Annotated in this window: 24 protein-coding genes; 12 read left to right on the top strand and 12 right to left on the bottom strand. The window is 37.1% G+C overall.

Annotation, left to right across the window (positions count from 1 at the left end):
• Positions 1 to 4: 4 nt before the first annotated feature.
• The 4 genes from MNY27_RS03785 to MNY27_RS03770 are packed head-to-tail and all read left to right on the top strand — an operon-like array spanning position 5 to position 3,966.
• Positions 5 to 916 (top strand): VWA domain-containing protein, encoded by a 912-nt coding sequence (locus tag MNY27_RS03785; protein ID WP_152183995.1) that lies wholly within the window; start codon positions 5 to 7, stop codon positions 914 to 916.
• A complete protein-coding gene (locus MNY27_RS03780) occupies positions 913 to 2,487 on the top strand; it encodes a VWA domain-containing protein (protein ID WP_152183994.1) in 1,575 nt (524 codons plus the stop codon). Before MNY27_RS03785 ends, MNY27_RS03780 begins: the two co-directional genes overlap by 4 nt.
• Entirely contained in the window at positions 2,468 to 3,613 is a 1,146-nt protein-coding gene (locus tag MNY27_RS03775) for a BatD family protein (RefSeq protein ID WP_188109459.1), read from the top strand. The genes MNY27_RS03780 and MNY27_RS03775 overlap by 20 nt, the downstream gene beginning before the upstream one ends.
• Complete coding sequence (locus MNY27_RS03770; protein ID WP_152183992.1) at positions 3,613 to 3,966, top strand: c-type cytochrome; 354 nt, start codon at positions 3,613 to 3,615, stop codon at positions 3,964 to 3,966. Before MNY27_RS03775 ends, MNY27_RS03770 begins: the two co-directional genes overlap by 1 nt.
• Here the strand turns inward: MNY27_RS03770 and MNY27_RS03765 are convergent.
• The 10 genes from MNY27_RS03765 to MNY27_RS03720 all read right to left on the bottom strand — a co-directional run bounded on the left by MNY27_RS03765 (position 3,963) and on the right by MNY27_RS03720 (position 14,243).
• Positions 3,963 to 4,424, bottom strand: coding sequence for a hypothetical protein (locus MNY27_RS03765; protein WP_152183991.1), 462 nt, complete (start codon positions 4,422 to 4,424; stop codon positions 3,963 to 3,965). The genes MNY27_RS03770 and MNY27_RS03765 overlap by 4 nt on opposite strands.
• A complete protein-coding gene (locus MNY27_RS03760) occupies positions 4,424 to 5,089 on the bottom strand; it encodes a molecular chaperone TorD family protein (RefSeq protein ID WP_188109458.1) in 666 nt (221 codons plus the stop codon). Before MNY27_RS03760 ends, MNY27_RS03765 begins: the two co-directional genes overlap by 1 nt.
• Before the next feature lie 80 nt (positions 5,090 to 5,169).
• Positions 5,170 to 8,457, bottom strand: coding sequence for a molybdopterin-dependent oxidoreductase (locus MNY27_RS03755; RefSeq protein WP_152183990.1), 3,288 nt, complete (start codon positions 8,455 to 8,457; stop codon positions 5,170 to 5,172).
• A gap of 13 nt (positions 8,458 to 8,470) precedes the next feature.
• The gene (nrfD, locus tag MNY27_RS03750) at positions 8,471 to 9,373 is read right to left on the bottom strand and encodes an NrfD/PsrC family molybdoenzyme membrane anchor subunit (RefSeq protein ID WP_152183989.1); all 903 of its coding nucleotides are present in this window, start codon (positions 9,371 to 9,373) and stop codon (positions 8,471 to 8,473) included.
• A complete protein-coding gene (locus MNY27_RS03745) occupies positions 9,373 to 10,008 on the bottom strand; it encodes a 4Fe-4S dicluster domain-containing protein (RefSeq protein ID WP_152183988.1) in 636 nt (211 codons plus the stop codon). Before MNY27_RS03745 ends, nrfD begins: the two co-directional genes overlap by 1 nt.
• A gap of 256 nt (positions 10,009 to 10,264) precedes the next feature.
• Positions 10,265 to 11,554, bottom strand: coding sequence for a histidinol dehydrogenase (gene hisD, locus MNY27_RS03740; protein ID WP_152183987.1), 1,290 nt, complete (start codon positions 11,552 to 11,554; stop codon positions 10,265 to 10,267).
• Positions 11,554 to 11,985: a DUF255 domain-containing protein gene (locus tag MNY27_RS03735; RefSeq protein ID WP_152183986.1), complete on the bottom strand. Its 432-nt coding sequence runs from the start codon at positions 11,983 to 11,985 to the stop codon at positions 11,554 to 11,556. The genes hisD and MNY27_RS03735 overlap by 1 nt, the downstream gene beginning before the upstream one ends.
• Positions 11,978 to 12,493, bottom strand: a complete 516-nt coding sequence (locus MNY27_RS03730; protein ID WP_152183985.1) for a shikimate kinase — start codon at positions 12,491 to 12,493, stop codon at positions 11,978 to 11,980. The genes MNY27_RS03735 and MNY27_RS03730 overlap by 8 nt, the downstream gene beginning before the upstream one ends.
• A 10-nt stretch (positions 12,494 to 12,503) precedes the next feature.
• On the bottom strand, positions 12,504 to 13,793 hold the full coding sequence (locus MNY27_RS03725) for a hypothetical protein (RefSeq protein WP_152183984.1): 1,290 nt from the start codon (positions 13,791 to 13,793) through the stop codon (positions 12,504 to 12,506).
• Positions 13,794 to 13,802: 9 nt separating this feature from the next.
• On the bottom strand, positions 13,803 to 14,243 hold the full coding sequence (locus tag MNY27_RS03720) for a hemerythrin domain-containing protein (protein WP_152183983.1): 441 nt from the start codon (positions 14,241 to 14,243) through the stop codon (positions 13,803 to 13,805).
• 136 nt (positions 14,244 to 14,379) lie between these two features.
• On the opposite strand from MNY27_RS03720, the gene MNY27_RS03715 reads away from it, so the two are divergent.
• The 8 genes from MNY27_RS03715 to crcB all read left to right on the top strand — a co-directional run bounded on the left by MNY27_RS03715 (position 14,380) and on the right by crcB (position 20,350).
• Positions 14,380 to 15,222, top strand: coding sequence for a DUF6166 domain-containing protein (locus MNY27_RS03715; protein WP_152183982.1), 843 nt, complete (start codon positions 14,380 to 14,382; stop codon positions 15,220 to 15,222).
• Positions 15,223 to 15,301: 79 nt separating this feature from the next.
• The gene (locus MNY27_RS03710; RefSeq protein ID WP_152183981.1) at positions 15,302 to 16,621 is read left to right on the top strand and encodes a S41 family peptidase; all 1,320 of its coding nucleotides are present in this window, start codon (positions 15,302 to 15,304) and stop codon (positions 16,619 to 16,621) included.
• 7 nt (positions 16,622 to 16,628) lie between these two features.
• A complete protein-coding gene (gene purC / locus MNY27_RS03705; protein ID WP_152183980.1) occupies positions 16,629 to 17,342 on the top strand; it encodes a phosphoribosylaminoimidazolesuccinocarboxamide synthase in 714 nt (237 codons plus the stop codon).
• A 17-nt stretch (positions 17,343 to 17,359) separates the two neighbouring features.
• Positions 17,360 to 17,599 carry a phosphoribosylformylglycinamidine synthase subunit PurS gene (gene purS / locus MNY27_RS03700; RefSeq protein ID WP_188109457.1) on the top strand — a complete coding sequence of 80 codons (240 nt, stop codon included), beginning with the start codon at positions 17,360 to 17,362 and terminating at the stop codon, positions 17,597 to 17,599.
• On the top strand, positions 17,599 to 18,273 hold the full coding sequence (gene purQ, locus MNY27_RS03695) for a phosphoribosylformylglycinamidine synthase I (RefSeq protein ID WP_152183978.1): 675 nt from the start codon (positions 17,599 to 17,601) through the stop codon (positions 18,271 to 18,273). Before purS ends, purQ begins: the two co-directional genes overlap by 1 nt.
• Positions 18,270 to 19,316 carry a hypothetical protein gene (locus tag MNY27_RS03690; RefSeq protein ID WP_152183977.1) on the top strand — a complete coding sequence of 349 codons (1,047 nt, stop codon included), beginning with the start codon at positions 18,270 to 18,272 and terminating at the stop codon, positions 19,314 to 19,316. Before purQ ends, MNY27_RS03690 begins: the two co-directional genes overlap by 4 nt.
• A complete protein-coding gene (locus MNY27_RS03685) occupies positions 19,294 to 19,992 on the top strand; it encodes a lysophospholipid acyltransferase family protein (RefSeq protein ID WP_152183976.1) in 699 nt (232 codons plus the stop codon). The genes MNY27_RS03690 and MNY27_RS03685 overlap by 23 nt, the downstream gene beginning before the upstream one ends.
• Complete coding sequence (gene crcB / locus MNY27_RS03680; RefSeq protein ID WP_152184018.1) at positions 19,961 to 20,350, top strand: fluoride efflux transporter CrcB; 390 nt, start codon at positions 19,961 to 19,963, stop codon at positions 20,348 to 20,350. The genes MNY27_RS03685 and crcB overlap by 32 nt, the downstream gene beginning before the upstream one ends.
• On the opposite strand, the gene MNY27_RS03675 is transcribed toward crcB, so the two are convergent.
• On the bottom strand, positions 20,340 to 20,909 hold the full coding sequence (locus tag MNY27_RS03675; RefSeq protein WP_152183975.1) for an ATP-binding cassette domain-containing protein: 570 nt from the start codon (positions 20,907 to 20,909) through the stop codon (positions 20,340 to 20,342). The two genes, crcB and MNY27_RS03675, sit on opposite strands and share 11 nt — an antisense overlap.
• Positions 20,910 to 21,611, bottom strand: coding sequence for a dUTP diphosphatase (locus MNY27_RS03670; RefSeq protein WP_152183974.1), 702 nt, complete (start codon positions 21,609 to 21,611; stop codon positions 20,910 to 20,912).
• Between the last annotated feature and the right edge of the window lies 1 nt (position 21,612).

The following is a 21,612-nucleotide window of genomic DNA, read 5'->3' as shown; positions in this document are numbered from 1 at the left end:
TTCTATGCATAACTTTGAGTTTGAGTATCCTTATGCCTTTGTTCTGCTTTTGTTAATTATCTGTATCTACAAATGTCCGCAAAGCATCAAAGAGATAATCTTTCCACATACTGAGCTTTTTAGTAAAAAAACAGCGTTTATAAGCAGAGACAAGCTGCTCTATTCTCTCATCTTGACACTGCTCGTGACGGCCCTTGCCTCTCCTCTTAGTTACGATCAAAAAAGTTCCAACAAACGCAAAGGCCGTGACCTTGCTTTTGTACTTGATACCAGCGGTTCCATGGCAGAGAGTGGTTTTGACAAAGAGGAGAGCCAAAAAAAGAAATTTACAGTTCTAAAAGAGCTGCTCAATGAATTCATTGCAAAACGGTATGATGATAATGTCGGTGTAGCGATATTTGGTAGCTATGCCTATGCTGCAATACCACTGACTTATGATATGAACAGTATCAAGTTCCTACTGGATTTTTTTGATGTCGGTATAGCAGGTGATTCTACCGCCATCGGAGAAGGTCTTGCAAGTGGATTGAGAATCTTACAAAAAGGAGAGGCAAAAGAGAAGGTCATTATCTTAATAACAGACGGGTATCAAAACAGTGGTTCTATCTCTGTAAAAGAAGCTGTAGAGCGTGCAAAAAAAATGGGTGTGAAAATCTATGCGATAGGTATAGGAGAGAAAAACTCTTTTGATGCGAAACTGCTTTCTCTCATTGCCAACAACACAAAGGGGAAAATGTTTGCAGCTACAGATGCACAGATGCTTCGTGATATTTATAAGTCTATAGATACATTGGAACCAAGTAAAATACGTTCACAACACTACCTGCACAAGCAATTGCTCTATATCTATCCTTTGGCAGCAGCAGGAATTTTACTTGCCTTTTTACTCCTTAAATATAAAGAGGAGTTAGTATGACACTTCTCTATCCTTGGGTTTTATTTTTTCTCTTACCACTCTTTTTGCTTTATAAGAACAGTAGCACTGCTGAAGAAAGCTATAAAAAACGCCAAAAAAGACTCTTTTATCTCGCACTTTTTTTTATTCTATTAGCACTCAGCAGACCTGTTATCATCAAAGGTTTTAATGAACAAAAGTTTGATGCAGAGGATTTTATCATAGCGCTTGATGCTTCTTACTCAATGCAGGCTGATGACCTTACTCCCTCACGTTACGCAGTTGCCAAACAAAATATCCAAAAAGTCATAGAGTCTTTAAATAGAGACCGCTTTTCTCTCTTTGCTTTTACAACAAATGCGATGCTTATCTCTCCTCCAACAACGGACACAGCTATCAGTATGCAGGCACTGAACTCTCTTGAACCAAAGTATATCCTTACAAAGGGAACATCCCTTTTAGCACTTTTTGAGACCATTGCAAAGACCTCCTTTGAGAAGAAAAAGCTCCTTATATTTTCTGACGGAGGTGAAGATCATGATTTAGAATCTCTCATAAAAATCTGTAAAAAGAATACCATCATACCCTATATCGTTGCTATTGGTTCAATAAAAGGGACAGTACTGAAAAAAGATGGAAAAACCTTAAAAGACAACAATGACAATCTTGTAATATCGAGAATAAACCCTATCTTAAAACCTTTGGCACTTGAGTGTGGAGGAAAGTATTATGAACTGAGTTCGAGTGATGATATCTCACGCAGCCTCATCGCAGACATCAAAACAGATACTAAAACGAAAGAGACAAAAGTAAAAGAACTAAGCTATACAGAGCTATTTATCTACCCACTTTTTATAGCACTCATCCTCTTTTTCATGGCTGTGACAAAAATTCATCAGCTCTATCTGTTTATTCCTCTGCTCTTTATGCCACATCAGACCCATGCTTCTACACTTTTTGATTTTTATTACCTAAAAGAGGCTAAACAAAGTTTTAAGGCTGCGCAATTTGACAAAAGTGCAGATGCCTTTTTAAAAACAACACCATCTGTTGCAAGTTACTATAATGCAGCAGTAGCTTACTATAAAGCGAAAAAGTATAAAAAGGCTATAGAACTTTTTACAAAAATAGAGTCAACAAACCCTCAAATAAAACAAAAAATTTACTATAATCTAGGTAATTGTGCTGTAAAATTAAAGAAATATGACAGAGCAAAGATTTACTATCAAAAAGCACTTGGACTCGGAGAAGATAAAGATGCGAGAGCCAATCTCTTCAGACTCTATCAACTCCAACTCAAAGAGGGTGTAGATATCTCCGATATGCTCCCAAAAAATGAAGTCAAGAAAAAAACAGCTGCAAGCAAAAAAGAGAATGTAAAAAAAAAGAGATCAAAAAGTTCTTCTTCTAGCTCAAATGCAAATCAAAAGGCCTCACAGAAAAGTGCAGGCTCAGGTGCGAACAAGTCAAAGAAAAAAAAGAGTAAAGCTATGCAGAGCAGCAAAAAAACAAATAAAGAAAAATACAAAATAGGCTATAAAGTCTATGAGCTTATCAATAAAGGATACACAAATGAACAACATCCTTGGTAGGATAACCCTTTTACTGCTCGTACTAACACTGCAGAGTTTTGCATCTCCGCTTGCAGATTTCAAACTCACTGTAAACAAAAAGAATCCTTTTGAAAAAGAGGCTGTAGAGATCAGCTTTGTAGCACATCAAAAAGACAAAATAGATGTAATGTTCTTTTTTCTTACACCAAAAAAGTCAAAAGATTATAAGATAGTACTTTTACAAAAAGAGGCAGAAGAACTTGCTTACCATGAGAAAAAAACAAGGTTCAGATATCTTCTCTTTCCACTCAAAAGCGGTAAAATCACTGTGGGTTTTGACTTCATCATAAAAGTTGCAAGTGATCAGGCTGTTGCACAGGTTTATGAAGGAAGCCGTGACAATGTAAAATGGATTGAAACAGATAATACTGAAGTAAAAGTGCAACCACTTGAACTCAATGTCAAAAAACTTCAACGTGATGTTGCTTTAGTTGGTGATTTTAAACTCTCATCAAAAATCGACAAAACCTCTGTCAAAGCATATGAAAGTGTCAATATCAAATACTATCTTCAAGGTATCGGTTTTGATGAGTTTAGTATAGAGCCTATAGAGAAGATAGCAGATGTAGATATCTTTAAAGATGTCATAAAACACTACAACAAAGCAACAAAAGATGGCTATAAAATACAAAGAGAATTTAGCTATGCGCTTGTTGGTACCAAAAGTTTCACAATTGCTTCCAAAGAGATACACTGCTACTCTCCAAAGAACAATCTCTACTATTCTCTTAAAACAAAAGAGTATAAAATAACTGTAAAAGAGCTACCGAAATCTGAACTTCTCGATACAACTGATTATCCTAAAAAAGAAGACTATACAGAGGAGATAAAAACATTCTTGATCTACCTGATTATCTTCTTGGCCGGTTTTATAACAGCAAAGATAAAAATACCTCTTATGAGAAAAAACAAAGAAGAGTTTTTGGATATACAAAATGCAAAAAATGCAAAAGAGTTACTTTACATACTGATGCACTCTTACACTGCTTATAATTTGGAGAGCTATTATAATGAGCTTGAGAATATGGTTTATCATAAGAATCAAACCAAAGGTTTTTCTACTATAAAAAAAGAGATACTAACAACGATTAAAAAGAGGAAATAATGAAAGCTAGTTTACTTTTTATTCTTATATGCAACTTGCTTAATGCCTCAGTGTATGAACAAGGAAAGGACCTTTATTACCAAAACGGATGTAATAACTGTCATGGTACAGAGGCAGAAGGAAGCAGTTATTACCCTAGACTTGCAAATAAAAAAGAGGGTTATCTGATCGAAAAGCTCGAAGCATTTAAAAAAGGAGAGGCAAAATCACAAAAGGCTGAGATAATGTTCACTTTTGCAAAAGGATTAAATGAGAAAGAGATTGCTGCTATTGCAAGCTTTCTCTCTACATTTGAAAAAGATACCAGCGACAAATATGAAATCAGTGATGATATCTTAGGGAGTGTGGATTAAGTAAAGAACTCCACATACACTTTATCTAGATATTTTTTTGCTGCATCAGCTTTTTTTATCTTCGCATCAAATATCTCTTTTGTTGATGGATACTTTTCAGCGTACTCACGGTACATATCGCATTTCATATCAATATTTCTCTTAAACTCTGCAACGAGCTTCTGCATATCATCAGGTGTTCCAACCCACTGCATAAAGCGTTTAAACATACGCTCACGCACATCAAGCGAAAATGATTCATCAAGCTCTGCAGCCATCGCCTTCAGGTCCCAACGAGAAAAGTAGACACCACTTTTTACCGGTGGCATGACCTCTGTATAAATTGCTGCTAGATAATCAGGATAATCTTCATAACTCTCCTCATCTGTCACACATCCATCTATACAGCTTTCATCCTGTATACCTCTTTGCAGTGATTCAAAGTCACTTCTTAAATCATTTAAATCTTTGATATCCATTATTTAGACTCCTCTACTGCCAAGTGCTTAAAATCACTCTTTTTCAATTTGCTCAGATACTCAAAATCACTCAAAATAAACTCTAAAGCCAAATCAGCTGCATCAAAATAAAGAGCCGTACCTGCTTCACTTTTTACATTGAGTAAAAACATTGGTGCCCACTCAACAAGATGCTCTTTTAAAAAGTTATACTCTATCTCTGCTATCTCTGATGCAACTTCATAGGCACCATCTTCAAGTGCTCTGTACTCAGCTTCACAAAGTTTGAACATAAACTCTAACTCTACACCGATATGATCACCCGCCATAACACGAGCCTGATCAAGTTCAACTCTAAAATCAAAATCATTATAAAGTTTTTGAACAGGGTTTTCACCACCTGTTTCCATCATTTGGTCTTCTCTCATATAGAATGACTCATAGGGTACTAAATGAAGTAAAAAGAGATTAGTAAAATCAACATTAAGATAACGCTCTATCAAGTCTTTGTTACTCATACTTTTACGCTTATCCCACTTTTGGAAGTTTGGGAAGAACGAGAGTATATTTTCATCTTTTAGTATTAACTCTAATAACTCTTCATCAATTTCATTCATTAAAATTCTGGAAATCAGGGCATATATATTTACGCGTGCTGATTGTTCTGTCAAGATCTCTTCTTGCATAATAGGATGTACCTTTGGATAATTATTTGTTTTGTAGAAGTATATTAAAGCCACACTTGAAGTGGGCTTTAATAAGTAAATTAAGCTTTAATATGAACCTCATAAGCTTTTTTAGAGAGAGGAACCGCTGGACGTTTAATGAACCACGGACGTCTTTCTGTATCATTATGATCAAGTGGACGAGTAAGTTGATCTCTCCATGCTTGGTAAACTTTGAAGTTGTTTTCATAGTTTACATAGATATCACCAATTTTGTCACTTGGTTGTGCTTTTTCAATCACAACTTTTAAATGCCATGCATGGTTACCCGCAATTGGATCCGGATGAGAAGGAGCAACAGCATTTTGCCATGCACCACTTAGACCATCCCACCAGATGTTGTCAAGGTCTTTATTAAACTCTTTGAACTGCCATAGGTTATGACCTGCATGACGTTTTTGAATTCCCTCTGCTGGTTTTAGTGTTCCAATTTTACCGTCATTTGTCATATCATAACGAGGAGCACCAACACCCATGATTCCAAGAGCATGCTCAAAACCAGGAATATTTACAGCATCTTTAAGTTTCCAACGACCAGCGTGGTGTGAACAAGCAAGTACACCAGGACGTGTTGCTTCTGTTGGAACAGCCATACCTACAAAGTAACCAGAATCAAGACCAGATACTGTATCTGTTACATTAACACGGATAGCATCTCCACGCTTGATTCCAAGTTTCTCTGCATCTTTTGTATAGATCCAAACAGGGTTATGGTTTTGTGAAATCTCCATAAGATGTTTCGAGTTTACAGAACGTGTGTGAATGTTGTATGGTAGTCTAAATACAGTATTTAGAGCAAACTCATTGTCACCTTTCATCATTGTATGGTGCACCTGTGTTACAACATGCTCCATTTTCTTTAACTCTTTTTCATTACGTGGATATACAGGAATTGCATATTCCGGCCATTTCCACTCAGCAAACCACTCAGAGAAGAACTCAAGTTTTTTACTTCTTGTGTGGAAACCTGCTAGTATTTTATCATCTTTTACAAGACCGATAGAGTGTTCACGTCCATCATGTTCAACCCATAAAGCACCAAACTTATCTTTTTTCACTTCATGTTTAGGATATTTTTTACCATGCGCATAAACATAATTTGCATCAACTTTAAGTTCTTCCTCTTGTGGTTTGTACACATTAGTTTTCTCAGTCCATGCACCATGATCTCTCATGTAAGCATATACAGGGAACTCTTCAGTTGGATACATTTTCGTTGCAGTCTCTTTCAATCTTGGAAGAAGACTCATAGCCGCATCAAAATACTCAGGTACTGTAACAGCACGTGATGGATCTTTCTTAGAAGCCCAATATTTTCTGATACCTAAACTTCCATCAGGATCAATATGGTGAACCATAATGTTCGCCCAGAATTCTGACTCTTCCCAAATCTCACCAAGACCATACTTCATATGTGCTTCAAGTGTCGCACGTGCAGGATCTTTTGCTTTCCAACCCATTTTTTCAGCTGCAACACGAAGAACTGCCTGACGGAATTCAATACGCTGCTCTGGTTTCGATGGTGTAGACTGCTGATCATTTCTCTCACCTGCAAGACCAACCGGTAATATATAGTCACAGTACCAGTTTGTCTCAGACCAAGTTGGAGAGAGGTTAAAAGACATCTCAATTTTATCTTCACGTTTAAGTGCTTCGATCCATCTGAAACCATCTGGATTAATCCATACAGGGTTATACATACGTGGCATCCAAACTGCAAGTTTCTGAGGAACTTTTAGACCTTTTTTGATCCATTTTTGTTGCCACTCTTCATCCATTAGAAGGTGAGGCATGATATGACTCATCTCATACGATGAAATTGGATATTCTGGCGGCCATGCAATCTCATTCCAAACATCTACTTTAGGAGGTCTCTCACCTGCAACTGTAGCTTTGTCACCTTTACCACCAACAGAGATTTCATGCCAGTGGTGGAAAGAAGTACCACCGATATCACCACGAAGTGCTCCACGAAGTGCTAATGTTAAGAAACCTGCACGTGTGATCATCCAACCACCACGGTGTCCAATCGGACCTGCACGCCATAGATATGTTGCAATCTTATCACCTGCATCTATATACATTTCCCAAAGAGCATCAAGTTTATGTTCCATACCTTCAAGTTTACACTCTTTAGTTACATACTCTTTCGTATATGGAGAATAAAGCTCTTTTATCATTTCAATGAAAGATTCATAACTGTCATCTTTTGGCATTTTAGAGATATATCCATTACCAAGCATATGCTTTTCAATATACTCTCTGTTCGCCATTAGACGATCCCAGTTTACCCACTCTTTAAAGAACTCATGGTTTACTAAATCTTCACCATTTAAGTCTTGTTCATGTAATACACGGTTTGCCAAGTAAAGGTAAAGTGCAGTTTCTGTTCCTGGCCATGCAGGAATCCATAAGTCAGCCATACCTGCAGAGTTACTCATTCTAGGATCGATTACAACCATTTTTGCACCACGTTTACGTGCATCTGCAATCAGACCAGCTGACTGTTGGAAGTAGTGACCAGCATCTGCTGCGTGAGATGATTGTAAAAAGATCAATTTTGCATTTGCCCAATCCGGAGAGTTTCTATCATCATTTGCCCATTGAATAGTACCTTGACGTGCACCTGCAGAACAGATATTTGTATGTGAATCATATCCATCAAGACCCATAGTATGTGGTACACGGTGACCGAAACCATTCTCATTAGGACGACCAACGTGGTACATAATTGATTTTTTAGAGATCTCATCACCCACTTTAAGTGTGTCATGCATCTTCTTACCGATCTCTGCCATCGCTTCATCCCAAGTTGTACGGATCCACTTACCTTCACCACGTTTAGAACCTGGTGCACGCTTGAGTGGAAATGGGATACGATCTGGATCGTACATTTGAGAAAGTACTGCATAACCTTTTGCACAGTTTCTACCACGAGAACCAGTATGCAATGGGTTACCCATATACTTTCTTACAGTCATAGTCTCTTTATCTACCCATGCAGTAAGACCACAACCAGCTTCACAGTTTGAACAAACTGTTGGAACGATTGTATAATCATTTACTTGGATACCATCTGGGTTTTCAGCACTTCTTACACCATGGCGCTCAATACCACCACGTTTCCAGTCAGTTCCGTCTAACTCTTTAAAGCTATCCCACTCAGCTTGATCCGGGTAAAATGAGATCGAATCAGGTGTGTTTGTAAACTTTGAGTTTGTAACTGATTCAGCAACTGCATCAGTTGCAAATACACCCTTAGCTATCGCTACACCAGCAACACTAAATGCAGCACCTTTTAAAAATGTTCTTCTACTTTGTAAATACATTTATATTTTCTCCTTAACTAAGTGGTAATAACTGTGGAATTATTAGCCAAACATGTTTAACTACCCACAGACCTACGATTGCTAAAATAGCCGCAAGATTTAAAATAGCGCTACTTTTACTAACACGTGCAAGTGCTACAAGTAACATTGGTAAGATATATGCAACCCACTGTCCAATCCAGAACATCGTAGCATATTCACCGTCACCTTTTACATAATGTAAAATTGCTGCAACTTCTTCTGCTTTCATAGCACCAAAAATATACTCTGACATATAGATAATAAACGCCATCAAAGCAGATAAACCTAAAATAGTACCAAAGAAATCTTTTGTATCATCACTCAGTTTGCTTCCACCAAGTAAAATAATAGCTGCAGAACCTGAAAGAGTCGCTGCTAAAATCATCTGCGCCGCTTCTGTTGGCATTTGCCATAGCTCACGAGCAGTAGCCTCAGCCATGATTCCTGCAGTATAAAGTGTTACAGGGATTGCTAAAATTGTTGTCCAAAAAAGCAGTTTGTCATAAGTAACAGTGTCTTTTTTGAAAAGCATAACAACAATCATTAAAGATTCTAAAGCAACAAATATTGAAGCCATCCATGCACCTACTGTAATAGCAGAAGTCCAGTGAGGATAGAAGAATATATGCCACATTCTAAATGGTTGGTGTAAGTCTGCAAGTGTAAATAAAAGGAAAATGTTCATCATAATGAATGAAACAATCATTGCAGAAAGTCTTAAACCCTTCATCTCTTCAGGATTACGTCTTAGTAACAAGAAAAGCATAAATACTAAACCAGTACCGATACTCTTCGCCCACATATTCATTGTAACATACCAACCCCAAAATACGTCTGGTATCGCCACATCTAAAGTAACCACTGCATTTGTTGCAGCTAAAGTTTCATGTACCATTAGTGATGCCCTCCTAGTGGAAGTTTTGTTATATTGTTAAATAAGTTATAACCTTCTTCTCTTTCTGATGCAAGAGGGTTCAGATTAACTTGGCTTGCTCCAACATAATAGTGATGAGGATTCGTACCTTTTTCCGGTTTACGAACTTGCACATCTCTGTTATCTTGAATATATCTAGAAATATTTGAAGTTGGATCATCTAAGTCACCAAAAATATTTGCTTCAACTGGACATGCAACAACACACGCAGGCATCATAGAAGAAGCAATACGGTGTGCACAGTATGTACACTTATCAGCTGTTTGTGTTTCAGGGTCAATATAGATAGCACCATATGGACATGCCATTACACAACCAGCACAACCAATACATCTCTCTTTATCAATATTTACAATTCCATTTTCAATATAGTGAAGAGCAGATACCGGACAGATTCTCTCACATGGAGCATTCTCACAGTGATTACATCTAAGCGGTGTAAATGTTCTCTTAGTCTCTGGGTATGTACCCACGTCTACATATTTAACACGAAGTCTCCATGTACTAAGTGGAACTTCATTTTCCACTTTACATGCGATCTCACAACCTTTACATCCCATACATAGATGTAAATCAACTAGGAAACCTAATTGCATATATTCTCCTTTGGCCCATTAGGGCTTATTTAAGATTTATAACTACGACTTATTTACATTAAAAGAAGCCCTTATGCGCGACATTTCGAGCTTTTTTTACTATGTCTATATTAACGAACAAAGCTTAAAGAAGTTATAAATTCGTGATAATTTTGTAATAGAATTTTTCGGATGGGTATATTTAGAAAAGTAATATTTGAGAGGTTTATACTAGTTATAAACTTAAGTTTTGTAACTAGTATAAGAGTTTAAAAAGCTATTTTAATCGTACTCTGACAGACTGTTCATGTGCAGTAAGACCTTCTGTATTTGCAATGAGGGCACACTCTTCACCTATCTCATTGATGGCCTTTGAACTAAATGAGATAATCGAGCTTTTCTTCATAAAGTCTTCTACACTAAGCGGTGAATAGAATTTTGCAGTCCCACCTGTTGGGAGTGTATGATTTGGTCCTGCAATATAATCACCTATCGCTTCTGGAGTATTATGTCCTAAGAAAATGGCTCCAGCATGCTTAATGTATGGAAGCAGTTCAAACGGACTCTGCGTTGCAACTTCTAGGTGCTCCGGTGCTATCTCATTCATCAGTTTAACAGCTTCATCCATATCTTGTGTTACTATGATTGCTCCACGCTCCTCTATCGACTTTCTAGCTATATCCTCACGTGGAAGTTTTTGCAGCCAGTTTTCAATCTCCACTTGAACTGCATCAGCCAATGTCTGTGATGGAGTAATTAAAATCGAACTTGCCATCTCATCATGCTCCGCCTGAGAGAGCATATCAATTGCCATATGATTCGGGTTTGCGCTCTCATCTGCTAAGATCCCTATCTCACTTGGACCTGCAATCATATCGATATTTACATCCCCAAAAACCATCTTCTTCGCAGTTGCTACAAAGATATTTCCAGGACCGGTAATGACATCAACTTTAGGAATACTCTCTGTTCCGTATGCCATGGCAGCGATTGCTGATGCACCACCTACTTTATAGACCTGCTCAACTCCACAGAGGTGGCATGCTGCTAAAAGAAGCTCATTAGGTTCATTATCCGGTGTCGGTGTACATACAACGATATTTTCCACACCTGCAACCTGCGCAGGGATAACATTCATCAAAAGCGATGATGGATATGCAGCTTTTCCACCAGGGATGTAAAGTCCTGCAGAATCAACCGGAGTTACTTTTTGTCCAAGGATTGTTCCATTTGCTTCAGTGTCAAACCATGATTGTGGTTTTTGTTTTTCATGATAGACTTTGATTCTGTCATAGGCAAGATGCAACGATGCTTTTAATTTTTCATCCAAGTTATCATATGCTTTGCTCATAGATTCCTGAGAAATTTTCAAATCTTCATCACTTTGCGGAGTCCAGTTATCAAACTTTGCTATGTGAGAGAAAAGTGCTCTGTTCTTATCTTTTTTTATCTCATCGATAATACCGCCGACTATTCCTGAAACATGGGCGATGTCCATTTTCCCACGTCCAAGAAGTTCTTCAAACTTTTTATCAAAATCATTATCTGTTGATTTTACAAATATCATTATTTTTGTACTCTCTTTTTATTTTTATCAAACTCTTCTTTTACAATATAGAGTGCTTCTAAAAAAGCATCTTTTTTGATGTATCCAAGCAGTGGCTGATACATCGGTGTTCCATCAGAGTAAAGAAACCAGATTCCCGGTAACCCCGGTGTGCTTTGACGAATATCCATTGGGATATAATCTCCCTCATTTGTCCACGAACGGATTGCTATAAAGTTTTTATTTAACTCTTTGACGACTTTCGCATCTTTAAGTGTTGTATTATCCAATAAGATACAATATTTACATGTATCACGTGAGATAATAAACAAAACCGGTCTGTTTTGCTTTACTGCAGCTGCGATACCACTTTGATAATCTTTGGACCAATCTACTTCTGCTCCAAAAAGAGTAGCACTGAGAAGTACGCCTAATATAATCTTTTTAAACATCTTTTTTTACCTTTTTTAAAAGTTCTTTTGAGCACTCTTTTGCACTCTTGTCTGTCACATCTATAACTATGTCTGCTAGTTTTAAATATTCTGGTCGTCTCTGTTCATACAGCTTTTGTGCAGCCTTAAGATCAGAAAGCAGTGGTCTTTTTTTCAGTTTTTTAGCTGCATTTGGATGTTCTTTTATTCTTTTGATGATAGCATCAAATGGAGAATCTAGAAGTACAATTGTACCTATTTTTTTTAAATTTTCTTGTTTATAGAATCCACCACCCGTTGAAATGAGCGTATTTTTCACACTTGACTCCAACCATTTCGCTATATTGTTCTCTAACTTTCGGAAATATTTTTCACCTTCCTCTTCAAAAATGGTTTTTATTTTTCTGTTTTCCATGCTCTCTATCAAATCATCTGTGTCAATTGCAATATAATCAGAATGTTTGACAACCTCACGGGCAACACTTCCTTTACCAACTCCCATAAATCCAATCAGTACTATATTTTTCATCTTTCTCACTTTATGTCATGCTAAAAGCACTCATATCAAAATCTGGTTTTTTCTTTCTTGTTGCACGATATATCCAAACCGGTGCTAAGATATTATACTCTAGTATTGCCATACTCACGATAAAAGAGAGTGATGACGGCATAAGAAATCCTGGCATATAAAAAGAGAAGACAAAACCTACAAGAGAGAGTATAAAGAGAACAAACTGCAGACGTGAGAGATTTTTGTTTATCATCTCATTCATTGTCGGAATCGTCATATATCCAAGAGCATTCAGATGGAACCAGACCAAAAACGGCACAATCTTATAGAGCATCCCAAGCATAATGGAGAGAATAAACCCGCCACCGATAAGAATCCCTACCATTACAATATACTCATGTTTGAAAAACTCGTCATATATCCAGAGAAACGAACCAAGTGTCAAAAAGAGACTCGCAGCTCTCCAGTACCATACCGTTACATCTGAGACCGGTCTCTTTCTTTTGTTGAACTTTATCCACACCGTTGTTGCAAATGCCCAAAAAAATGTAGCTATCCAGAGTTTTGCATACAGAGCGTACTCTTCTGCGAAAATACTCAGCACCATCCATATCAAAAGCCCCGTAGAGATAAGTAAAACGACTCTTCTTTTACAAAACTGCTTAAAACGCGGAGCTACATAAAACATCGGCAGTACTTGAAAGGCCACACCGATTATTAAAATACCGGCAAAACCAAAAACAGCCCAGACACTGTGGATATTTGCCACGATATAATGCAACTCTGTCACATCGTTCTCACCATATCCATAAAGTAGATAAACACCCATCAGAACAATCATAAACGCAAATATAAGACTGACCAGCATCCCTTTGATACTTGCAGTAAAATGCTGGACACCTTTGATGGCATAAAGCATACTCCCAATGATCACAAGAAATCCACTCCCAAGAAGAAGAGATGCAAGCCACAATAAAAGCGTGTTACTCATCTCTAAACCAAATGCCATACTGAAAAGTCCCAACAGTAATGCTGCATGTGAAAAGGTAGCAACTGTTTTTACTTTTGGGATATTGGCACTTGCAAGGACCGGTAGCATCTGCGTGAGTGCCCCTAGCATAATGGAACCAAAAACACCTATAGTTATAAGATGCGCAACTACAATAGCATCAATAGAGTAACGGCTCATTAAGGTAGCAGAATCACTAAAAAGTAGTAAAACACCTGCTAAGATACCAAAAATAGGTGCCGTTATAAAAAAACGAAGTGGTGCTAAAATGGGAGGTGCTTGATCTATAGATAAGCCATTAAAATCCAAAGCTTTTCCCTACTCTACGATAAGAGAGTCCATCATCTCTACGATACGATCAGCTTCTGCACTTAAATGCTGTTGCGCCATTGTATAGAGCATCTGCTCCTCTTTCATATTATGTTGTTGCAGTAAAATCATCAACGTTTCAGAGAGACCAAAAAATTTATCTTTGTCATCATTCTCAATTGCTTCAAGCAGTTGACTCATAAGATTTCTCATTTGGGAATGTTCTTGACGCATCATCTCTGTTGGTCCCATTGTCATACCCGTTTTTGTTTCAAACTCCGGAAACATAACACGCTCTTCCATCTGAAAGTGTCTTTCCATATCGGCAACAAACTCCTGCGTGAGTTCTTTGGCATCTAGAAGAGAATTATGTGCTTGTTCTTCCATCTTTGCAAAAACATCATCACATCGTCTGTGGTCATTTGTCAAATACTCTTTTATACTACTCAAAATTACATCCTAAAATAAAAAATTTTCAGCATTATATTACAATAAAGTAAAAGCATTATTGAGAATAGTCATTTCATAGCTGTTAATGTAGAAATGTTACAATTTTATAATATAAACGACTGAAATGGAGTTAGCCATGGCTGAAAATCTCAAAGGAAAATATTTTGTTGGTTCACGCGGTTTTTATGGCACCAACTCAGTAAAATATCAAAATATAGAAATCGAAGTTACAAAATATAATCACGATTATGCAAACCCGGTTACCAGTTTTGACTGGGGAAACACAAAAAAGGGTGCAAACCTCTTAGCTTCAGCCATTTTAAACACTATAGCCTCTCCTACAGTTGCCAGAGTTTATGCAAATAAGTACACCCAAAATGTTATCCAAAACCTCAGAGAAGATGAGTGGAAGATGGAAGCAATCGAGGTAGCACGATGGATAAACAACAATACTGACTATACAATAGAACTCGATGAAGAGAGTGAAAAAAAAGCCGAAGAGGAAGAGGCAAAACGAAAACAAGAAGAGATAGAGAAAGAAAAAAGAAGAATCAAACGAGAAGAAGAGTTCCAAAAACAGATACAAGAGAAGCTCAAAAAACGTTCAAAAAATGAAGCGCAGAAAAAACAAAACGTAGAAATCGCAATCAACAATGTTGTTGACACTCTTTGTGGTGAACTTGAGATAAAACGCGAAACTTTGGCAAAGATTTTGGATGTTCCTATGGATACTATAAACAACTGGCGTTTAGAAAATGAAATGCCAAAACTCGCACGCAAAGCTATAGAGTTTTATAAAGCCGGTGTTACTTTTAAAGAGAAAAACTCTAAACTAAAAATCGAATTAAAAAAATTTCAAGAGCAACTCCTGCAAAAACAGACAGAAATCGATTTGGCAGAAGCTAAACTGAACCGTTACAGAAAATTTATCAATGCTTTAGACATACCTGCTCTCTATAAAAAATTCAAAGAGCTCTAAAATATATAGAAGCATTTAATAACAAAAGGTATAATTCTTTCTTTAAATATACAATCATTTCAATATACAGGTTTACTCCATGAAAAACAAAAAATTCATTACGTTGGGATTCGTCTCAGTAGCATTATCTCTGAGTTTTATTCTAAGCTCTACACTCTTTGCAAAAGAGACAACAGCGAAAAAAGAGAGTACTGAAGCTTCAAGACTTGAAGCACTTTCAAAATTCACAAAGGTAATTAGCATTGTCGAAGAGTATGATGTTGATCAGATAACCATCGAAGAACTGATAGACAAAGCACTCAAAGGTTTGATGGAAAATCTTGATGCACATTCTAACTATCTTACACAAAAAGATTATAAACGTCTACAGGTACAGACAAACGGAGAGTTTGGCGGCCTTGGTATTACCGTAGGTATGAAAGATGGAGCACTTACTGTCATCTCACCTATTGATGATACTCCTGCAGACAAAGCGGGACTCAAATCAGGCGATATTATCTTAAAAATTGATAATAAATCAACACTTGGCATGACAATTGACGAGGCTGTTTCACTGATGCGTGGAAAAGTCGGAGACCCGATTGATTTGACTATTGTACGTGAGGGTGAAAGCAAACCGCTCTCGATTCACATCGTTCGTGATATCATCAAAATAGAGTCTGTACATGCCAAAATGATTGGTAAAGATATTCTCTACATTCGTGTTTCGAGCTTTGATAAAAAAGTAGTAGATGATGTAACAAAAGCTGTCAAGAAGAAAAAATCTGTAACAAAAGGTATTATCTTAGACCTTAGAAACAATCCGGGTGGTCTACTTGATCAGGCAGTAGGACTTGTTGATCTTTTTGTAGACAGTGGTGTAATCGTTTCACAAAAAGGAAGAAGAAAAATCGAGACGAAAGAGTACTCTGCGCATATAGGCAACACTATCACAGATGTTCCTGTTGTTGTTCTTATCAACGGAGGAAGTGCAAGTGCGAGCGAAATCGTAAGTGGAGCTCTTCAAGACCACAAACGCGCAGTACTCATTGGAGAGAAGACTTTTGGAAAAGGAAGTGTTCAGGTTGTTCTGCCAATTACAGAAACAGAAGCAATTAAACTGACGATTGCACGTTATTACCTGCCAAGTGGAAGAACAATTCAGGCACTTGGTGTAACACCGGATATTGAAGTACTTCCAGGTGAACTAAAAACATTTAAAAATGAGTTTGCTATTAAAGAAGCTGACCTTAAAAAGCACCTTGAAAAAGAACTTGAAAAAGTTGATGGAAAAAAATCGCAGACTAAAGAAGATAAAAAAGATAAAAAAGATATAATTACGCCAAAAATGTTGGAAAAAGATTTGCAACTGAAAGAGGGTGCTGATATCATCAAAGCACTTATCATTACAAAAGGATAGAAAATCAATGGAAAAAAGAGAGTTACTCTACGAAGGTAAGGCAAAAAAGATTTGGTCAACGGATGATGAAAACTTAGTAATCTCAGAGTTTAAAGATGATTTAACTGCATTTAACGGTGAGAAGAAATCTTCTGAAGCAGGAAAAGGTGCACTAAACAATAAAATCTCTACAGAGCTGTTTAAACTACTGGATGAAAATGGTATTCCTACACACTTTGTAGAGATGCTTGATGACAATCATATGCTCCATAAAAAAGCAGACGTTATTCTTATTGAAGTAATTGTGAGAAATATCGCTACAGGTTCACTATCTCGCAACTTAGGTATCGAAGATGGAAAAGTGCTTCCATTCACACTTGTTGAGTTTGACTATAAAAATGATGACTTGGGCGACCCAAAACTCAACGACCAGCATGCACTTATCTTAGGTCTTGTTGATTTTCAAGATGAGTTAGACAAACTTCGCAGAATGGCTCGCCAGATAAATGACATCTTAAAACCTTACTTTGCAGAAAAGGGTTTAAACCTTGTTGACTTTAAACTTGAGTTTGGAAAAGATAAAGAGGGAAATATCATCCTTATCGATGAAATCTCTCCTGACAACTGTCGTTTTTGGGATATTGAAAGTGGAGAGAAGATGGATAAAGACAGATTCCGTCAAGGACTTGGTGGACTCAAAGTGGCTTATGAACAAGTTTTAGAACGTATTTTAAACAAATAGATAAAGGACAAATTATAATGAAAGCTATCGTAAATGTATTTTTAAAAGCGGGTGTTTTGGATTCGCAAGGAAAAGCCGTTCATCATGCTCTTGATTCTCTTCATTTTGACGGGGTAAAAGATGTTCGTGTTGGTAAGCAGATTGTACTACAGCTTGATGAGAATGACAAAGAAAAAGCAATGGCTGATGTAACAAAAATGTGTGAAGAGCTTTTAGCAAACACGGTTATTGAAGATTACAATATAGAGCTAGTATAATGAAAGTCTCAATTCTTCAATTTCCAGGTACAAACTGTGAGTTTGACACGCAGTATGCATTTGAAAAGCTTGGATGTAATACTGAAATAGTATGGCATAAAGCAGAGTCACTTCCGTCTGATACCGATCTTTTAGTCGTAGCGGGAGGATTTTCTTACGGAGACTACCTTAGAAGCGGTGCTATTGCAAAATTCTCACCTGTTATGAAAGCAGTAGCAGAGTATGCAAAGAGTGGTGGAAAGGTTCTAGGAATCTGTAACGGTTTTCAGGTTTTAACGGAAGCAAGACTCTTACCGGGTGCGCTCAAACGCAACGAAGGACTTCACTTTATCTCAAAACACCATCACCTTCGTGTAGAAAACAATGACAATATCTTTTTGAAAAAATTAAACAATGGTGATGTTGTCAATATCCCGATAGCCCATCATGATGGTAACTATTACATTAACGAAGAGGGGCTCAAAGAGCTTGAGGCAAATGGTCAGATTCTTCTTCGCTATACAGATGAAGACGGGAACATCAAAAACCCTAATGGTTCTGTAGAGTCAATTGCAGGTGTTTGTAACAAAGAAAAAAACGTATTTGGACTTATGCCACACCCTGAGCGTGCGATGGAAGCTGTTTTAGGTAGTGCTGATGGTATTGCGATGCTAAAAGGATTTTTAGAGTCGTGATAAAACTACTTTTTCTTACTTTTATTTTTATAACATCGCTTTTTGCGAATAAGGTACTCTATGTCAACTATGACGAGGTACCAAAAAGAGTAATTAAAGGTGAGATATTTACAGTAACATTAAAAACACTCTCCACAGTAAGAGATTTTGATGATGTCGAATATGACTTTTCCAATCATTCTGGTTTAAAAATCTTAGATACAACTCCAAGTAGAGAGCATAAAGGAAAGTTCTTTTATGATACTTTTCATATGCTTGTTACTGCTGATAGAGCAAAACTTCCTGATGTCAATACAACACTCATTGCTGCACAGGAGTATAACTCCACCCTTGTCAATGGTCCAGAGCTCAATGTTATTACACTCAATCCTAAAAAAGACTTCTCAAACATCATCGCGAACTCATTTGAATTACAAGAGTATAAAACAACAAGCTATGATACAAATCATAATATTGTTGTTTTTGTAGCTACAGCAACAAATGCAGATATAGAAGCGATGCATTTTGAGAATGTTTACAAACAGGGAATGGAATCCGTTGAAAACTCTTATGAAACTTCAAGAATAACCTATTATGTTGTCATAGATAAACACTTGGAATACTTTACATTTTCATATTTTAATCTTTTAAAGAACAGTTATGAATTAGTAAGTGTACCTATTATTGTTGATGATGACAGTGTAGCGACACAGAGTGATTTAAAACCACGTGATCAGTCTCATGATACTATAAAAATGTATATTGCCCTTACGATATCAATCATTGGACTTATTATCATTTTCTTTAAACAGAAGTATATCTACTTGATTTTTATCGTCTTGCCACTTGGATATACGCTCTATTTGAGTATGCCACAAAAAGAGGTTTGTATAAAAAAAGGCTCAAATATATACCTTTTACCGGTTGAAAATGGCACAATATTCGAGACAACGCCTCGAGAGTATCATCTACCAAAAGAAGGAAGTGTAACAAACTTCACAAAAGTAAAACTTCAAAATGACAAGATAGGATGGGTAAAGAATGAAGATACTTGCTCATATTAACTGGTTTTTTGCCACTGTTAATATCTTCTTATCATTGATATTGATGATAATTCTCTATCCTATTCTTCCTCGTCCCTATGCACGAAAAATTGCTGCGTGGTATGTGCGTTTAACAACCTTTTTCTCTACAAATGTCAAAGGAAAAGAGGACCCTGCAACACAGATGTTTCTTATCAACCATCAAAGTGATTTGGACATTGGTGTTATGGAGACAGTATCAAAAAAAGATTTGGCATGGGTAGCGAAAAAGGAGCTCTTTGATGTTCCTTTTTTTGGACTTGCCATGAGTATGCCCGAAGATATTCCCATAGAGAGACAAAGTAAGACCTCACTTGTAAAACTTTTAAAAAATGCAAAGGACAGACTCAATAAGGGTCGTGTTATTACTATGTTCCCTGAGGGTACGCGTTCACGTGATGGCAGAATGCTTCCTTTTAAAAGTGGTGCAAAGGTTGTTGCAGACAAGTTTCAACTGCGCGTCCAGCCTGTTGTTTTGATACAAACAGCAAAATATTATGACATTAAACGATTTTATTACTCTCCGGGTACTATTACAGTGATATTTATGGAGAGTTTTATCGCAGATAAAGATGATCCTAATTGGCTAAATGAGTTAAGAAAAAAAATGCAAAAGGTTTACGATGATGAGTTGGCAAACGATTCTAGCCATCGGTAGTGGCGGTTTTATAGGAGCAGTATCTCGGGCTTATCTCAACGGACTTATCTCTCACAGAGTCCCTCATGAGCTGCCATTTGGAACATTGGGCGTCAACTTAATCGGTAGCTTTATTATGGGCTGTTTGGTTGCCTACTTTATGTACTCAACCCTCTTCTCTGTCCATATGAAATCTTTTTTATCCACAGGAATCCTTGGAGCACTGACGACCTATTCTACGTTTGCTATTGAGAGTTTTTTACTCTTTGAAGGTGGCAGTATCGGACTTGCCCTTCTCAATATGTCTCTGAATGTTTTTGGTACGGTTATCATGGCTGGGGGTGGTTACTACCTGGTTAACACTCTCTTTAGATCCTGATAACCTCATCAGCACACCACTCTGCCAAGTCCATATCATGGGTGATGAGTAGCATCCCCATATTCTCCAAATGTCCCATTAACATCTTCATAACATCCAACTGAGTCACATTGTCAAGTGCGGAAGTCGGTTCATCAAGTAAAAGCAGTTCTGGTTTCATTAACATTGCACGCAGAATTGAAGCACGTTGCAGCTGTCCTCCAGAGAGTTCATGTGGAAGCTTATGAAGTAGATCTTCTTCAAGGTCTATGTTTTGAAGATAGATTTTAAGTTCATCCAAAGAAGCAACATCTGATATTTGATTAATAAGTGTATAGCTTGGATGAAAAGAGCTGTAAGGGTCTTGAAAAACCTCTGAAGCACGCATAGCTTTTATACTGCCATGCTGTGGTTTGAGATTACCAAGAATAAGCTCAAAAATTGTACTCTTCCCTGCTCCACTCTCTCCAACTATCGCTTTTAACTCCCTTTTTTTTAATGATAAGGAGAGATCTTTAAAAAGCACTTTTTCTTTTGAATAGCCAAAAGTAAGATCTTTTATCTTTAAAACTTCTTGCAACTACTCACTCTTTTTTGTCAATGCCAGATACTGTTTTGTAAGTTCATGATAGAGTTTTTCGGGTGTAAGTTCTCCACCTTCTTCCCAGATACGTTTCATAACGACATTATCCTCTTCTCCGTCCCATACTTTGATGTACGAACCATCTTTATACCCATGGTCTTGACGGAATTGATTTAAAATGTTTTTACCGACATAAAGGCGATAGAGTGTATCAAGATTAAGCCCACTCATCACAACAAGGTCAAAAAACTCTGAAACAAGCCCTTCTAAATCAAGCTTCTCTTTTGCAAGAGCAATACGCATGATATTTTCTACTTTTTCTATCACACTGTTTTGATCTGCAAACTCTGTAGCAAGTGTCTCAATTTGAGCAAATGATGCCAATTCTGAAATGTCATTTGCCACATCTTCAACAACACCACGAAGTGTTTGTGAATAGTTTTCAATAGCCAAACTCATAATAAAGTGCCATACATCAACAACTTCTATCTGCAGATTATTCCAATCAGGCTCAACTTCTATGTTTTTCCAATGCTTCCATGGGAATGAGTCTATCATCTCCGCACACTCCATATAGATACAGCGTCTCCAATTGATGACTTTTTTATTTTTTGTTATACCCTTTACCCACTCTTCGCCATTTGTTGCATCATTGAGTTGATTTTGCAGTTGTAACATAAGTAAAACTTTACTATTCATT

The sequence above is a fragment of the Sulfurimonas sp. NWX79 genome, assembly GCF_039667035.1.
GTDB lineage: Bacteria > Campylobacterota > Campylobacteria > Campylobacterales > Sulfurimonadaceae > Sulfurimonas > Sulfurimonas indica.
The sequence above is the reverse complement of the archived record's forward strand: the minus strand, read 5'-3'. Positions and strand labels throughout refer to the sequence as shown.

Coding starts and splice junctions, on each gene's coding strand:
- MNY27_RS03785 (WP_152183995.1), top strand. CDS start 5: ATGCATAACTTTGAGTTTGAGTATCCTTATGCCTTTGTTCTGCTTTTG.
- MNY27_RS03780 (WP_152183994.1), top strand. CDS start 913: ATGACACTTCTCTATCCTTGGGTTTTATTTTTTCTCTTACCACTCTTT.
- MNY27_RS03775 (WP_188109459.1), top strand. CDS start 2,468: ATGAACAACATCCTTGGTAGGATAACCCTTTTACTGCTCGTACTAACA.
- MNY27_RS03770 (WP_152183992.1), top strand. CDS start 3,613: ATGAAAGCTAGTTTACTTTTTATTCTTATATGCAACTTGCTTAATGCC.
- MNY27_RS03765 (WP_152183991.1), bottom strand. CDS start 4,424: ATGGATATCAAAGATTTAAATGATTTAAGAAGTGACTTTGAATCACTG.
- MNY27_RS03760 (WP_188109458.1), bottom strand. CDS start 5,089: ATGCAAGAAGAGATCTTGACAGAACAATCAGCACGCGTAAATATATAT.
- MNY27_RS03755 (WP_152183990.1), bottom strand. CDS start 8,457: ATGTATTTACAAAGTAGAAGAACATTTTTAAAAGGTGCTGCATTTAGT.
- nrfD (WP_152183989.1), bottom strand. CDS start 9,373: ATGGTACATGAAACTTTAGCTGCAACAAATGCAGTGGTTACTTTAGAT.
- MNY27_RS03745 (WP_152183988.1), bottom strand. CDS start 10,008: ATGCAATTAGGTTTCCTAGTTGATTTACATCTATGTATGGGATGTAAA.
- hisD (WP_152183987.1), bottom strand. CDS start 11,554: ATGATATTTGTAAAATCAACAGATAATGATTTTGATAAAAAGTTTGAA.
- MNY27_RS03735 (WP_152183986.1), bottom strand. CDS start 11,985: ATGTTTAAAAAGATTATATTAGGCGTACTTCTCAGTGCTACTCTTTTT.
- MNY27_RS03730 (WP_152183985.1), bottom strand. CDS start 12,493: ATGAAAAATATAGTACTGATTGGATTTATGGGAGTTGGTAAAGGAAGT.
- MNY27_RS03715 (WP_152183982.1), top strand. CDS start 14,380: ATGGCTGAAAATCTCAAAGGAAAATATTTTGTTGGTTCACGCGGTTTT.
- MNY27_RS03710 (WP_152183981.1), top strand. CDS start 15,302: ATGAAAAACAAAAAATTCATTACGTTGGGATTCGTCTCAGTAGCATTA.
- purC (WP_152183980.1), top strand. CDS start 16,629: ATGGAAAAAAGAGAGTTACTCTACGAAGGTAAGGCAAAAAAGATTTGG.
- purS (WP_188109457.1), top strand. CDS start 17,360: ATGAAAGCTATCGTAAATGTATTTTTAAAAGCGGGTGTTTTGGATTCG.
- purQ (WP_152183978.1), top strand. CDS start 17,599: ATGAAAGTCTCAATTCTTCAATTTCCAGGTACAAACTGTGAGTTTGAC.
- MNY27_RS03685 (WP_152183976.1), top strand. CDS start 19,294: ATGAAGATACTTGCTCATATTAACTGGTTTTTTGCCACTGTTAATATC.
- crcB (WP_152184018.1), top strand. CDS start 19,961: ATGAGTTGGCAAACGATTCTAGCCATCGGTAGTGGCGGTTTTATAGGA.
- MNY27_RS03670 (WP_152183974.1), bottom strand. CDS start 21,611: ATGAATAGTAAAGTTTTACTTATGTTACAACTGCAAAATCAACTCAAT.